17 protein-coding genes are annotated in these 13,287 nt (G+C 69.4%); 7 read left to right on the forward strand and 10 right to left on the reverse strand.

The annotated features are described in order from the left end of the window. Nucleotides 1–10: 10 nt before the first annotated feature. Genes urtE through ACV7NL_RS02975 form a run of 5 tightly spaced genes read right to left on the reverse strand, consistent with a single transcriptional unit; the run spans nt 11 to nt 5,432 of the window. Nucleotides 11–730 (reverse strand): urea ABC transporter ATP-binding subunit UrtE, encoded by a 720-nt coding sequence (urtE, locus tag ACV7NL_RS02955; protein ID WP_056485243.1) that lies wholly within the window; start codon nt 728–730, stop codon nt 11–13. Continuing rightward, nucleotides 727–1,437 carry an ATP-binding cassette domain-containing protein gene (locus tag ACV7NL_RS02960; protein WP_056485245.1) on the reverse strand — a complete coding sequence of 237 codons (711 nt, stop codon included), beginning with the start codon at nt 1,435–1,437 and terminating at the stop codon, nt 727–729. Before ACV7NL_RS02960 ends, urtE begins: the two co-directional genes overlap by 4 nt. After that, the gene (urtC, locus tag ACV7NL_RS02965; RefSeq protein ID WP_056485247.1) at nt 1,434–2,579 is read right to left on the reverse strand and encodes an urea ABC transporter permease subunit UrtC; all 1,146 of its coding nucleotides are present in this window, start codon (nt 2,577–2,579) and stop codon (nt 1,434–1,436) included. Before urtC ends, ACV7NL_RS02960 begins: the two co-directional genes overlap by 4 nt. Beyond that, nucleotides 2,576–4,201: an urea ABC transporter permease subunit UrtB gene (gene urtB / locus ACV7NL_RS02970; RefSeq protein ID WP_463354876.1), complete on the reverse strand. Its 1,626-nt coding sequence runs from the start codon at nt 4,199–4,201 to the stop codon at nt 2,576–2,578. Before urtB ends, urtC begins: the two co-directional genes overlap by 4 nt. Before the next feature lie 4 nt (nt 4,202–4,205). After that, nucleotides 4,206–5,432 carry a transporter substrate-binding protein gene (locus tag ACV7NL_RS02975; RefSeq protein ID WP_056185722.1) on the reverse strand — a complete coding sequence of 409 codons (1,227 nt, stop codon included), beginning with the start codon at nt 5,430–5,432 and terminating at the stop codon, nt 4,206–4,208. Between the two features lie 249 nt (nt 5,433–5,681). On the opposite strand from ACV7NL_RS02975, the gene ACV7NL_RS02980 reads away from it, so the two are divergent. The 3 genes from ACV7NL_RS02980 to ACV7NL_RS02990 all read left to right on the forward strand — a co-directional run bounded on the left by ACV7NL_RS02980 (nt 5,682) and on the right by ACV7NL_RS02990 (nt 6,910). After that, nucleotides 5,682–6,071: a transposase gene (locus tag ACV7NL_RS02980; RefSeq protein WP_056486050.1), complete on the forward strand. Its 390-nt coding sequence runs from the start codon at nt 5,682–5,684 to the stop codon at nt 6,069–6,071. A gap of 109 nt (nt 6,072–6,180) precedes the next feature. Further along, nucleotides 6,181–6,474, forward strand: a complete 294-nt coding sequence (locus ACV7NL_RS02985) for a hypothetical protein (protein ID WP_463354877.1) — start codon at nt 6,181–6,183, stop codon at nt 6,472–6,474. 94 nt (nt 6,475–6,568) lie between these two features. Then, nucleotides 6,569–6,910, forward strand: a complete 342-nt coding sequence (locus ACV7NL_RS02990) for a hypothetical protein (protein WP_463354878.1) — start codon at nt 6,569–6,571, stop codon at nt 6,908–6,910. 122 nt (nt 6,911–7,032) lie between these two features. Here the strand turns inward: ACV7NL_RS02990 and ACV7NL_RS02995 are convergent, their stop codons facing one another. Further along, nucleotides 7,033–7,212, reverse strand: a complete 180-nt coding sequence (locus ACV7NL_RS02995; RefSeq protein ID WP_463354879.1) for a hypothetical protein — start codon at nt 7,210–7,212, stop codon at nt 7,033–7,035. Nucleotides 7,213–7,398: 186 nt separating this feature from the next. Between ACV7NL_RS02995 and ACV7NL_RS03000 the strand changes: the two genes are divergently transcribed. Together ACV7NL_RS03000 and ACV7NL_RS03005 are read left to right on the forward strand one after the other, a co-directional pair. Beyond that, complete coding sequence (locus ACV7NL_RS03000) at nt 7,399–7,581, forward strand: hypothetical protein (protein ID WP_056185710.1); 183 nt, start codon at nt 7,399–7,401, stop codon at nt 7,579–7,581. Between the two features lie 8 nt (nt 7,582–7,589). After that, nucleotides 7,590–7,922, forward strand: a complete 333-nt coding sequence (locus tag ACV7NL_RS03005) for a hypothetical protein (protein WP_463354880.1) — start codon at nt 7,590–7,592, stop codon at nt 7,920–7,922. Between the two features lie 65 nt (nt 7,923–7,987). Here the strand turns inward: ACV7NL_RS03005 and ACV7NL_RS03010 are convergent, their stop codons facing one another. The 4 genes from ACV7NL_RS03010 to ACV7NL_RS03025 form a co-directional block, all read right to left on the reverse strand. Beyond that, entirely contained in the window at nt 7,988–9,139 is a 1,152-nt protein-coding gene (locus tag ACV7NL_RS03010; protein WP_247635181.1) for a GGDEF domain-containing protein, read from the reverse strand. A 230-nt stretch (nt 9,140–9,369) separates the two neighbouring features. After that, nucleotides 9,370–9,618: a DUF6894 family protein gene (locus ACV7NL_RS03015; RefSeq protein ID WP_463354881.1), complete on the reverse strand. Its 249-nt coding sequence runs from the start codon at nt 9,616–9,618 to the stop codon at nt 9,370–9,372. 110 nt (nt 9,619–9,728) lie between these two features. Continuing rightward, nucleotides 9,729–10,160 carry a response regulator gene (locus ACV7NL_RS03020; RefSeq protein ID WP_056185700.1) on the reverse strand — a complete coding sequence of 144 codons (432 nt, stop codon included), beginning with the start codon at nt 10,158–10,160 and terminating at the stop codon, nt 9,729–9,731. A gap of 170 nt (nt 10,161–10,330) precedes the next feature. After that, a complete protein-coding gene (locus ACV7NL_RS03025) occupies nt 10,331–11,800 on the reverse strand; it encodes a PAS domain S-box protein (RefSeq protein ID WP_463354882.1) in 1,470 nt (489 codons plus the stop codon). 424 nt (nt 11,801–12,224) lie between these two features. Here ACV7NL_RS03025 and ACV7NL_RS03030 point away from each other — a divergent pair, with 424 nt between their 5' ends. Both ACV7NL_RS03030 and ACV7NL_RS03035 read left to right on the forward strand, forming a co-directional pair. Continuing rightward, entirely contained in the window at nt 12,225–12,524 is a 300-nt protein-coding gene (locus ACV7NL_RS03030; protein ID WP_463354883.1) for a hypothetical protein, read from the forward strand. A 232-nt stretch (nt 12,525–12,756) separates the two neighbouring features. Then, nucleotides 12,757–13,254 carry a hypothetical protein gene (locus tag ACV7NL_RS03035; RefSeq protein WP_463354884.1) on the forward strand — a complete coding sequence of 166 codons (498 nt, stop codon included), beginning with the start codon at nt 12,757–12,759 and terminating at the stop codon, nt 13,252–13,254. Nucleotides 13,255–13,287: the final 33 nt, after the last annotated feature.

The following is a 13,287-nucleotide window of genomic DNA, read 5'->3' on the forward strand; positions in this document are numbered from 1 at the left end:
CTGTGTCGGATCAGACGGTGATGTGACGCGAGACGGCGTCGTGGTTCAGGGTTTCGCGGCTGCCATGCTCGACCACGCTTCCGCGCGCGAGCACCACGAAGGCATCGGCGAGGCGGATCGCGAAATCGAGGTACTGCTCCACCAGCACCACGGTGATCCGGCCCTTGAGACCCGCGATCACGCCCTCGATGGCCGAGACGATGGAGGGCTGGATGCCCTCGGTCGGCTCGTCGAGGAGCAGGACGCGCGGCCGCGTCGCCAGCGCGCGCGCGATGGCGAGCTGCTGCTGCTGGCCGCCGGAGAGGTTTCCACCCGGTCGATGCCAGAGGTCGCGCAGGGCGGGGAACAGGGCGATCGCCTCGTCGACGGCGTCGCCGCGCTCCAGCCCGTGCGCGCGCGCGGCGACGCGCAGATTCTCCGCCACGGTGAGGTCGGCGAAGATCTCGCGGCCCTGGGGCACGATGGCGAGGCCCGCGCGGGCGCGCCGGTCGGAGGGCAGGCGCGTGATGTCGGCGCCGTCGAGACGGATCGTCCCGCCACTCGCCGGGATCAGCCCGGTCAGGCAGCGCAGCAGCGTGGTCTTGCCGGCGCCGTTACGGCCGAGCACGGCGAGGCAGGCTCCGGGCGCGACGGCGAGGTCGACGGTCCGCAACACCTGGGCGCTGCCGTAATGCTGGTCGAGCCCCGAGACCGCGAGGCCGGCCGGGCGGGGGGGACAGGGCGTGCTCATCGGCCGAGGAACACCTCGATCACGCGGGCATCGGCCCGGGCGGCGGCCATGCCGCCCTCGAACAGGGTGCGGCCCTCGTGCAGCACCGTCACCCGGTCGGCGACCGCCTCGACGAAGGCCATGTCGTGCTCGATCACCAGGATGGCGCGATCGGGCCGGCGCAGGGTGGCGATGAGTTCGGCGGTCCGGGCCGTCTCGGCATCCGACAGGCCCGCCACCGGCTCGTCGAGGAGGATCACGCGCGGCTCGGAGGCCAGCACCATGCCGATCTCCAGCCACTGCTTCTCCCCATGCGCCAGGGCACCGGCCAGCGCACCGGCCCGGGCCTCCAGGCCGGTCTCCGCGAGCGCCGCAGCGATGCGGTCCGCCTGCGCGCCCGGCGGGCATCCGGGGCCGCAGCCGAGGCTCAGGTTCTCGCGCACCGTCAGGGCCGGGAAGACGCTCGGCTTCTGGAACTTGCGCCGCACGCCGGCCCGGGCGATCGCGGCCTCCCCGTGCTGGGTGAGATCGAGACCGTCGCCGAGGACGATGCGCCCGGATCGCGGCCGGGTGATCCCCGTGATGGCATCGAGCAGCGTGGTCTTGCCCGCGCCGTTGGGGCCGATCACCGCCCGGACCTCGCCGGCATCGACGGCGAGCGACAGGCCGTCGAGGGCGCGAAAGGCCCCGAACACCACGGAGAGGCTGTCGACCACAAGGGCGCTCATCGAAGTCCGCCTCCGCGTCGAAGCCATGTGGGCTTGAGCGATGTGGGCTTGAGCGATGCGGGCCGGAGCCGGAGCGCGGCGAGGTCGAGCAGCCCGTTGGGCAGGCCCAGCACCACCGCGAGGACGAGGCCCGAGAGGATGAAGGGCCAGGCCTCCGGCATCGCCGCGCTGAGCCAGAACTTCAGGGCGTTCACCGCCACGGCGCCGATCACCGCGCCGCCGAGCCGGCCCATGCCGCCGATGGCGACCCAGACCGCGATCTCAATGGACAGGTCGGGGCTCAGCACCCGCGGATTGATGATGCCGACCTGGGGCACGTAGAGGAGGCCGGCCAGCGCCGCGATGACGGCCGAGAGGCACCAGATGCCGAGCTTCAGGCGGGTGGTGCTGTAGCCGAGGGTGCGCAGCCGCGCCTCGTCGTCCCGGCAGGCGAGCATGCGGCGGCCGATCGGACTCGCCACGAGAACCTTGGCACCGACGAGCACGCCCGCCAGGGTCAGAAGGGCCGCCACCGCGAGGCCCGTGACCACGCCGGGGCTGCCCATCGGCCAGCCGAACAGGACGGAGAAACCCGTCATGCCGTTGTTGCCGCCGAGCCCGGTATCGTTGCGGAACATCAGCAGCATGGCGACGTAGACCAGCGCCTGGCTGATGATCGAGAAGTAGACGCCGTTCACCCGCGAGCGGAACGAGGCAAGGCCGAACACGAAGGCGACGGCCGCCGCCAGACCCAGCGCCAGGACCAGGGCGTAGGGCGCGCTGGTCAGGCCGGTCCAGTAGGCCGGCAGGCTCTTCCAGCCCATGAACTGCATGAGGTCCGGCGCCGTGCCGGTGACCGCGTAGGCATGGGCCAGCAGGTGCATGGCGCAGACGTATCCGCCGATGGCGAAGAACAGCCCGTGCCCGAGGCTGAGGATGCCGAGATAGCCCCAGACGAGGTCGAGGGAGACGGCCAGGATGGCGAAGGCCGCGAGCTGCCCGACCATGTTGACCAGGTAGGGGGCGGGCTGGAGCAGCACGAGGCCGAGGGCCGCCGCCAGCACGAGGACGACGAGGCTCGCCAGCAGCGGGTCGCTTCCCAGAGCGGGGCCGATCCGCCGGACGGCCGGGACACGCGGCGACAGGTCCACGGCGCCGCTCATCGCCGGCGCCTGAGGGCGAACAGGCCCTCGGGCCGGCGCTGCAGGAACAGGATGATGCCGGCGAGCACGATCACCTTGGCGGCGACCGCCCCGTAGAGCGGCTCGATCAGCACGTTGGCGCTGCCGATGCCGAGCGCCGCCACCAGGGTGCCCGCGACGGTGCCGACGCCGCCGAGCACCACCACCATGAAGCTGTCGACGATGAAGTTCGCGCCCATGCCGGGATTCACGCTGTAGATCGGGCAGAGGGCGACGCCCGCGAGGCCGGCCAGCCCCGAGCCGAAGCCGAAGGCGAGCCGGTCGACCCGCCGGGTGCGGATGCCGAGGCAGGCGGCCATGTCGCGGTTCTGCGTCACCGCGCGGATGTCGAGCCCGAGCGGCGTCCGCTTCAGGATCACGAGGGTCAGCGCCAGGGTGGCGACCGCGAAGGCGATGGCGAAGAGGCGGTTCCAGGTCACCACGAAGTCGGCATAGAGCGGCACGCCGCCGCTGACGTAGGACGGCATGGCGAATTGCAGGTTCTGCGATCCGACCGCGACCCGTACCCCGTTGATGAGGAACAGGCTCACGGCCCAGGTGGCGAGCAGGCTCATCAGCGGGCGCCGGTAGAGGTGGCGCAGGATCAGCGCCTCGATGGCGATGCCGACCGCCGCCGAGGCCAGGAACGCCACCGGGATCGCGGCCAGCAGGTACGCATCGAGCCAGGCCGGGGCGAAACGCCGGAGGACCTCCTGCACGCCGTAGGTGGCGTAGGCGCCGATCATGATGAACTCGCCCTGGGCGAGGTTGATGACGCCCATCAGCCCGAAGATGATGGCGAGGCCGGCGGCCGCCATGAACAGGATGCTGGCGAAGCTCAGGCCGTTGTAGAGCACGGCGAGACCGTTGCCGATGGACACGGCCCGCTCGACCCGGGCGAGGGCGGCGTCGAGGGCGCTGCGGAAGGCGGGATCGCTGCCGTAGGCCGCGTCGGCCTTGAGGGCGGAGAGCCGCGAGAACGCCGCGCCCGAGGGCGCCTCCGAGACGGCCCGGATCGCCGCGGGGCGGCGCGCCGGGTCCGGCGACGACAGGGCGGCGGATTGCGCGACGGCCGCGAGGCTGGCCCCGAGGCCGGGATCGGTCTCGGCGGAGGCCGCGCGCAGGAGGAACGCTTCCGGCACGGCGCCGATGCGGCGCTCCAGGATGGACAGGCCGGCCCGGCGCGCCTCGACGCTCGGCCCGGTCAGCAGGGCCGCCGCCCCGGAGGCGGTCTCCACGAGGGCGCGCTGGCGCAGGCCGAGCACCGGGGAGCGCCCGCCCGCGGCCGGACGCGCCGTCCCGGTGGTGGCCTCGACGCCTTCGGCGGCGCCGGCACGGTCGAGCAGCAGGGCGGTCTCGCCGAGGCAGGCGAGGCGCCGGTCGAGGAGCGCGCGCAAGGCCGCGCCGGCCCAGGAGATCTCGGCGGCCTCCGCCTCCGCGGCGCGGTGCAGGAAGGCCTCGACGGCCTTCGTCTGCGCCGCGCCGTCCCCGCACAGGGCTGCGGCGAAGGGGCCGCGCTCGAGCGGCGCATCCGCCGCGAGGGCCGGCGGCATCACCAGGCTTGCGCCCCACGCCAGGAGGGCGACGAGACCGAGCCGTCTCACCCCCTCAACCATACGGGCTGAACGGCACGGGCTTGGGGGCGTCGGGCGATTGCCAGAGGATGTCGAAGCCCTGCTTCTCGTTGACCGAGCCGATGAAGACCCCGCGGGCGACGTAGTTGTTCTCGGCCCCCATGGTCAGGGTGTAGCCGGACGGATCGGCGAAGCTGAGGCCCGGGAAGGCCTTGCGCACCTCCGGCACGTCGAAGCTGCCGGCCTTGGCGGCGGCGAGCGCCCAGAGCTGGACGCTGTCATAGGCCGAGACCATGGGGTCGATGACGGTGTCGGCGCTGAAGGGCACGGACTTGGCCTTCACGTAGGCCGCCCATTCGGACAGGAACCGGGTGTTGGCCTCGGCCTTGGCGGCCTGAAGATAGGCCCAGCAATTGAGGTGCCCGACCAGCGGCGCGGTATCGAGGCCTTCGAGGTCGGCCTCCACCATGTCGAGGCCGAGGATCGGCACGTCGGTGGCGCGGATGCCCTGGTTGGCGAATTCGCGCAGGAAATCGGGAATCGACGAGCCGACCACGGTGAGCACCACGATGGGCTGCCCACCGGGTTGCGCGGCGAAGCTGCGGATCTGGTTGACCAGGGTCTGGAAGTTGGAGAAGCCCAGCGGCACGTATTCCTCGCGCCACGCGGTTTCGGGCACGCCCTTGGATGTCCAGTAGGCCTTGAGCTGCTTGTTGATGGTGCGCGGCCAGACGTAGTCCGAGCCGATCATGAAGAAGCGCTTGGCGCCGACCCCCTCGGCTCCCATCAGGTAATCGACCGCCGGCAGCACCGAGCTTGCCGGGGGCGAGTTCACGTAGACGATGTTCTTCGAGTTCTCGTCGCCCTCGAAATGCAGCGGGTAGAACAACAGCCCGTCGTTCTGCTCCACCACCGGCAGGACGGATTTGCGCGAGACGGAGGTCCAGCAGCCGAACAGGGCCGCGACCTTTTCCTGCTGCAGCATCTGCCGGCCGATCTGCGCGTAGAGGGGCCAGTCGGAGGCCGGGTCCGAGGTCACCACCTCGATGCGCCGGCCGTTGACGCCGCCCTTGGCGTTGAGGCCCTCGGCCGCCATCCGCACCACGTGGTTCAGGCGGCCCTCGATGTTGGCCATGGTGCCCGAGGACGAGAACAGGCAACCGAGCTTGACCGTGTCGGCGGCCCAGGCCGGCCGGATGAGGGCCGGGGCGGCCAGGGCCGCCGCCGCTCCCAGAAGGCTGCGTCTCGTGAATTCGACCATCGCTCTCGCCTCGTTCCGTGACGCCGCGATTGTCCGAGCTGAGGGCGTGAGGAGGAAGGCCAAATAGGCTGCACGGCGCCCGTGCCTTGCGTAAAACCCAGGCGTTCCGCTCAAGGTGAGTGCGCCCGGGTGCGACAAACGTCAAAAGTTGCACAATCGGCCGGACGGCACACCTTTGCGCGTCGATTGACCGACGGTTCGTTTCTTGCTGGAGGCCGTTCCGGATACCGACTCGATTGGCTCCTGCGCATGCGGCGATCCCGACATACCGATCAAGAGATCGCCTTCCTGTTGCGGGAGGCGGAGAACGGAACGGCCATCCCGGCGATCTGCGCCGCTGCGCATGTCTCGGTCGGGACCTTCTACCGCTGGCGCCGACGTTTCGGGGGTCTGCCGCCGGCCGGCGTCCTGCACCTCGGAGAGGTCGAGCGCGAGAATGCACGGCTGCGCAGCGAGGTGACGGCTCTGCGGCGCGCGCTGCTCGCCTCGGTTCCGGGAGAGCGCGCCGGGAGAACGCAGCCGCCGTCGACCGGGCTGGCTGCATCGGCCGGGCGGCCCGCATCGGTCATGACACCGCCCCGCTTCAGAGGCAGTCACGCCTCGGTCGGGCGCTATGCCGGTCTCAGGACCGCGCGCTGACGATGAACGGACGAGGCGCCGCGATGGGCAGGCCTCAGCGGCCCCCATCGATCCACACGTCGATTCCCGTGCCGGTGATGCGGACCGGATAGGTCCGAAGCTCCCGGACGTGCCATCCGGGCGAGACGGCACCGCCCCGGAGGGTGACCCACGCCGGGTGCCGGGGGCCGAACAGGCGTCCGGCCACGCACCGGCCGAGAGCCTGATCCGCCTGATGACGAAGATCACGGCCGCGCCGGCGCAGCGCCGGGCGCCGGACGGGTTGCTGGCGTGGTTTCCTCCCGTGGGCTCCGTGTCGGTGGCGGCCATCTCAGAATCGAAGCGGCAACGGAGACCCGGCGGAACCCGGACCGATGGCGTCGCCGTGGCTCAGGCGTTCGGTTTGTTAAGTCCAGCCGCGTAAGTCCGGGAGCCCGAAAATTCGGGCGCACAAGATCAACGTCATCGGGGGCATCGCTATCATGAAGAGATTTGCATCGAGGATCTGCACATCGGCTGTGTTCGGCCTCGCGCTGTGCGCGAGTCTGCCTGCTCTGGCAGGCGGCGCCGGCAATTACAGCGTCAAGGGCAGCAACGGAGAGCCGGACACCGAATATTCCGGCACGCTGATCATCGTCCAGACCAGCAAGGACACCTTCAAGCTGAACTGGAACATTGCCGGAGACAAGTACACCGGCTACGCCGTGGGGGACGCCCGGATCATGGCGGCGAGCTTCACCAGCGACGGCACCAGTGGAACGGCACTTCTCGTCGAGGACGACGCGGGTGGCTACAAGAGCATCTGGGCCTTCAACGGCGAGAAGCGCATGGGCTACGAGATGATCAAGCCCAAGCCATAGCCCAATCGAGCCGTAGCCCAATCGCGCCGTAGCCCGATCGAGCCGTAACCTGATCAAGCTTTGGCCTTCTCACGCCCGCCCGGTTCCGGCCGCGGCGGGTTCGGTCGGTCGACGCCGTGGCCTCAGCGATCCTCGATCAGGTCTTCGACCGACTGGATCTTCGTCTCCAGTTCGACGATCCGCTGGAGGACGGCCTGACAGGGAGGCCGTTCGTCGGCCTCGGCGTCCAGCAGCAGAACGTCCTGCTCCGCCCTCAGGCGTGCGACGACCACTTCCAGCTCTGACGTGACACGATCCGACATGATCGGAGAAATCCTGCCCGCTCCCGTCTGTTCCGGATTTTTCCGGCACGCGGGCGTCGCAGCGTTGATGAATCCTTTCCGCAACACCGATTGCAGACGTCACCACGAAACCCAGACTTGACCACGAAACGCAGACTTCCGCGCTCGCTGCCCTATCTTCTTTGGGAGCAGGAATGAGGAGCGCCCATGCCGACACCGCCGAGCCACGTCGTCGACCGCATCGAGACCAAGGCGGCCAAGCTTGCCGAGCGCGACCGCGTCGCCGAGGCGGCCTGGTCCGAATTGCGGGAATCGCTCCAGGCGCGCGACGAGAAGACGGAGCGGCTCAAGGCTCAGCGGCTGGCCAAGCAGCTCGAACGGCAGGCCTGATCCCGACGATGGCGGACGATGTCCAGACGCCCCAGGGGCGAGAGCGCGAGGTTCGAGAGCGCGAGGTTCAGAAGCTCGAACTTCTGACCGGCCTGTACGAGGTCGCCATCGGCCGGCTGTTCGAAACGGTCCCGGGCGGCGACGAGGCCAAGCGCCGGTTCGCCGCGGATGTCCGCCAGCTCCTGGAGGTCACGCGGGAACGCCAGCCCGACGGCCCGGCCGTCCAGACTTACGAAGCCCTGCTGCGCCGTCTCGGTGCCGCCCCGCCGGATGCGGCCGGCGGCCTCGGCGTGGTGCCGACCCCCGAGCAGGGCCTGCCGCCATCCGGGTCCGGCGCGTAGGCGAACCGGCGGGCGCATCCGTTCGGTTGTTTCACGCCGACGCCATCCCTCGAAGCGGCCCTCCTTCAGGCGGCCCGCGTCAGTGGTGCGATGGCACAGCGGGATTCACCCTGGGCCTTGCCCTGGGCCTTGGCCTCGTAGAGGGCCTTGTCCGCCACGGAGAGCAGTCGGGGCAGGTCGGTGCCGTGTTCGGGCGCCAGGGCGATGCCGATGCTGACGCCGATCCGTGCCGTCCGGCCGCCCTCCAGGGCATAGGGCTCCGAGATCCGGGCCGCGATCGCCTCGCTGAAACCGATCAGCGCCGAGGGGGCGAGGCCGTCGGCCAGGACGACGAACTCGTCGCCGCCGAGCCGGGCGGCGACGTCGCCCGGCCCCGTGCCCGCCCGCAGGCGATCGGCGACGGATTGCAGCAGAGCGTCGCCGACCCCATGCCCGTGGGTATCGTTGACGGTCTTGAAGCCGTCGAGGTCGAGGTAGAGCAGCGCCTTCGGGGCATCGCCGCGCGCCTCGATCGCCTCCGCCAGTCCGGCCCGGTTGGGCAGGCCGGTCAGGATGTCGTGATGGGCCCGGAAGGCGTTCTCGCGCTCGGCCCGCATGGTCGCCACCAGCAGCTTGTTCAGGCGAAAGCCCGCCGCGCTCATGCTGGCGAGGTAGAACGGGATTTGCAGGAAGGTGATGAGCAGGATCGGCTCGCCGGTGAACGGCGCGGCGAGGCAGCAGCAGCCCAGCGTCAGCACGATCATCGCGCCGGCGAGGCGCGGCGCCCCGAAATTGCGGAACGAGATGCCGCCCACCATGGCGGCCGCCGAGAGGCAGGCCAGGGTCGCCACCACCCAGTCGCCGCTGATCAGGCTGATCAGGGTGCCGTAGCCGACGCTGGCCGCCCAGGCGAGCCCGAGCACCAGGTACAGATCCGTTGGTGTCCGGCGCCGCGCGGTCGCGGCACGCTGGGCGATCACCAGCACGACGAGGCGCGTGAGGCAGATGGTGTATTCGAGGGCGCACCAGATCAGGAATTCCGGCCGGGGCAGCCGGAGCGCCACCAGGGTCGAGACCGCGATCGTGTTGAGAACGCCGCCGGCGAAGATCGGAAACGTGCCGAACAGGCTGCGGATCAGGGCCGCGCGGATCTCGAGGGGAACGTCGGGACCCGCATCCGTCAGCCAGCGCGTGAGGCGCCAGGACGGGAGGCTGAACGACCGGGCATCGGTGTGCATCGAAGGACCTGGCATTCGCGAACGGCGATCGGCGTCGGAGAGGGTTCCGCAGTGCCCCCCGCCGCCGGTCCCCGCAGGCTTGATGGCCCGGTTCGGTTAAGATTCACGCCACACTCTCCTTCACCGGCGCGCCCACCGCGGCGACCCGGATCGACCCTCCAGCCGCGCCGCGCTCCATCAGCAGATCCGCCGGCAAGGTGGCCGGGAACGCGTCGTCGGAGGAGAGGCGCTCAGGTCGTGTACGGCGCGTGCCAGAGGCCCGTCATCGTCACGGTCGCGGTGTAGGCGAGATGGCCGGATTCATCGCGTACGGAGGCCTGGAACGTCTGCTGATCGTTCTTCGGCAAGGCGTCTTTCACGATCTCCGCCAGAGCCTTCAGGATCTCGTCGCGGCCCGCAGCCGCATCCGGAAGGTCGAAGGCGTCGCCTTCGACCACACGCAAGTGATTACAATCAAAGTCGAAATAGAATCTCTGCATGAAACACGGGCTCTGGAATAGGGATAAACTTCAACAATCATACGATAAGATCGACCATCTGTCGCGGATATTACGGGTCGTTTGAATTATGTCTGCTGCAACACATAGGACTATCGGTCGAGCTTCGCCTGCTCCTTCAGCGGCCCGGGCTTCCTGTCCTCCGGTAGAATGCGCTGCAGGTGCGCGTGGACGATCCCGGCGCTGAAGGGCTTCTCGATGAAGCAGGCGGTCTCCGGCAGATCGCCCGGGCCGGGTGTCTCGTGGCCGGAGGCGACCACGATGCTGATATGTGGGTAGTCCGCAGCGGTGACGCGGGCCAGGGCGAAGCCGTCATGCGCGCCCTGAAGGCCGACGGCGGTGAACAGCAGGGTCACGGCGGCGCCGTGCTGGCGCAGGATCACCACGGCCGCGTCGCCGGTGGCCATGTCCAGCACCCGGAAGCCCGCATCCTCCAGGATGTCCACGGCGTCCATCCGCACGAGGGCGTTGCTCTCGACCACCAGGGCGAACGACGGAGGGGACGAGGATCGGGTGCTTGCCATCTGGGCGATACGCCCGAGGCCGCGAAAAGCTCCGCGCGGCCGCTTGATCGCGCGTGATTTCGACCCCAAAAATCTTGACTGCACGAAATCTTGATCACTTAAGATTTCATTCGCCTGAAATCTTGACTGCTCTGAAACGCGATCGTCCGCGACCCTGATCGCTCAAGGTCTCAATCGCGCGTGATTTCGGGCAAGGGGGCTTCGGCCGTGAAGACGACGCCGCGCGGCCGGTAGTCGATCTCGGCGGTGCCGCCGATCTCCTGGGCCAGAGCCCGCTCGATCATGCGCGAGCCGAAGCCCGTCCGGGTCGGCCGCGACACCCGCGGGCCGCCCACCTCCTGCCACTGGAACCAGAGCCGCGCCGGGCTCGATCCGTCCACCACGTCCCAGCTCACGATGACCCGCCCCGCATCCCGCGAGAGCGAACCGTACTTCACCGAATTCGTCGCGAGTTCGTGGATCGCCAGCGCGAAGGCGAGGCCGACCCGCGGCGCCAAGCGCAGGATCGGCCCGCCGACCTTGAAGCGGTGGTCCTGCTCAACCCCGAAGGGATGCAGCGCCGCGATCACCACCTCGGTCAGCGTCGCCCAGTCGCCGCTGCCCCGGGTCAGCATCTCGGTCGCGGCCGACAGGGACCGGAGCCGGGATTCCATGGCGACCTGGGCCTCCTCCAGGGAGGCGGCGCCCCGGAGGGTCTGGCGCGCGATGGACTGCACCGTCGCCAGGGTGTTCTGGATGCGGTGATTCAGCTCCTTGGCCAGGAGGTCGCGGTGCTCCTCCGCGCGCTTGCGGTCGGTGATGTCGAGGCTGATCCCGGCGATGCTCAGGGGCGTGTTGTCGGCCCGGTAGGAGGCCTGGCCGCGGATCTGGAGCCAGCGGATCTCGCCCCCGGGCGTCACCACCCGAAGCTCGATGTCGTAGTCGGAATGCCCGTCGATGGCGGCGGCGGTGGCGGCCAGCTTCCGGTCCCGGTCATCCGCATGGATCGTGGCCAGCATCTCGTCGTAGGTCAGGGATTCGTCCGGCCGACGGCCGAAATTCTCCTTGAAGCCGTCGGAGGCCAGCAGCCGCATGACGCCGAGATCGAGCGACCACGCGCCGAGGCGCCCGGCCTTGAGTGTGAAGCGCAGGCGCTCCTCGCTGTGGATCAGTTCGAGGGAGCGGCGCTCGGATTCCGCCTCCAGGGCATCGCGATCCTTCTGGAGCAGGACGAGGCGCTCCTTCTCCAGGGTCACGTCGTATTGCGAGGCGAAGAAGTAGGTCAGCGTGCCGTCCGGGTCGAACACCGGCGAGACCAGGAGGCGGTTCCAGAACGCGGTGCCGTCCTTGCGGTGGTTCTTGAGGTCGATCTCGATGGTCACGCGCCGCTCGATCGCCTCCCGCACCCGGGCCACGTCGGCGAGGTTCGTCTCCGGCCCCTGCAGGAAGCGGCAGTTGCGGCCGACGATCTCGTCGCGGGCGTAGCCGGTCAGCGTCACGAAGGCGTCGTTCACGTAGATGATCGGATTGTCCGGCTGCTGCGGATCGGTGATCACCATCGGCATCCGGGTGGCCCGGACGGCGGCCGCGAACGGATCGGAGCCCGGCACCGTGCTGGTCATTTCGGCGTCGATGCGCGCGCCGTCGTCGTGGTCGCTCATGCGCCGATCGGTCTCCTGATGAGATCGGTTCTAAGGACTGTTTCTGATCAGGAAAGGGGTACAGTTGTCACATTGCCGGGGGGCGCGTGTCTCCATTCCGACCATCACGTCCGACCATCACGACACCGGTCCGGGCATGCGTCCTCGAAGCGATGAACCTGTGAGGCCTGCGTTGCTGTCCCGGCATTGCGGCCGGCCCTCGATGACGTGCGCGCCTCCGGTGCCGGCCGGATCGGGACGAACGGGCTCTTCCCGAGCCGTCGCACGGCCTTCATCCCCTGGTCGACACCCTTTCGACCGATGACGGCTTCGATCCGTGCCTTCAGGCACCTGCCTATCTTGAATGCATTAAGCACTCGGAATAGGCAATTCCGGCCGCCCGTCTCCCTTGATGTGACGCCAAACTGCATCGAGGTTCATCATAGTGATCAACAAAGCCGCATCGATCTCCGTCGCCCTCTCAATCCTCATGGCCCTGCCCGCCTTTGCGGGAGAGCCCGCACGGCGCAAGAGCCGCCCGTTCCTGCCCGCCATCACGGAGCAGCCGCCACACGCCGTCCGCAGCGAGGCCGACCGCCGGCGCGACCCCCTGGGCATCATTCAGCGGCAGGGCGTCAGCAGCCTGTATGGCGGCATGGGCAACATGGGCGGCGGCTCGGGGCGCAGCGCCAATACGGGGATCGGCCTCGGGGCGCACGGCAACAGCCAGGGACCGCGATTCTGAAGGGCGGGCCTGCCGCCGATTCGCGCCCTGGGCTCGCTCCGCTCCGGGCGCCGGCCGGCCCTTGGCGCGCCTCCGGGATCGGGACGCCCGGGATCCCGTCAAGGTTCCGGTCCCGGAGGACGCGCCGAGATGACGACCCAGGAAGAACCAAGGATCACCCGCCGAGGCATTCAGCCCCTCCTGCGACCGTCGCCGGGTGCCGATGACCGAACGCTCAACCACGGGCGGAGCGATGTCTGCTCACGCTCGACCGGGTCCCATCCAATGGGCCGCCGACATGCAGGTCAAGCACTGGATGGGCGTGCTCTCCGACTGGAAGCAGCAGCTCGGCCCCGACTGGGGCAAGGTCTATGCGGCCAGCAACACCATCTACGTCGCGCGCCAGAACAACGTGCTCTTCAGCACCCTGGCGCAGTTCTTCAAGCCCGAGGACATCAATGCGCGGCTGATGCTGATCGAGACGATGGGCTTCACCACGACGCCGGGCGAGATGCTGGAATCCCTGACGCGGATCATCTCCGACCGGACCGTCGGCGAGACCTTCTTCGGCAACGCCTTCCTGATGGATTACGAGCTGATGGGAGGCGACGCCCGCGACACCATCGTGGCCGAGACCAAGGCGCGCGGCCTGCCGACGAACCTGCCGCCGCGCGTCCCCTTCGGCTCACACCAATGGCCGACCCTGATCACCCCGGGCAACGGGCCGGCCTCCCTGGCCGACCTGCCGTAAGCCGCGGCACCCCGCCGGGTTTCCACCGTCCGG

It is taken from the genome of Methylobacterium sp. Ger2507, assembly GCF_055231875.1.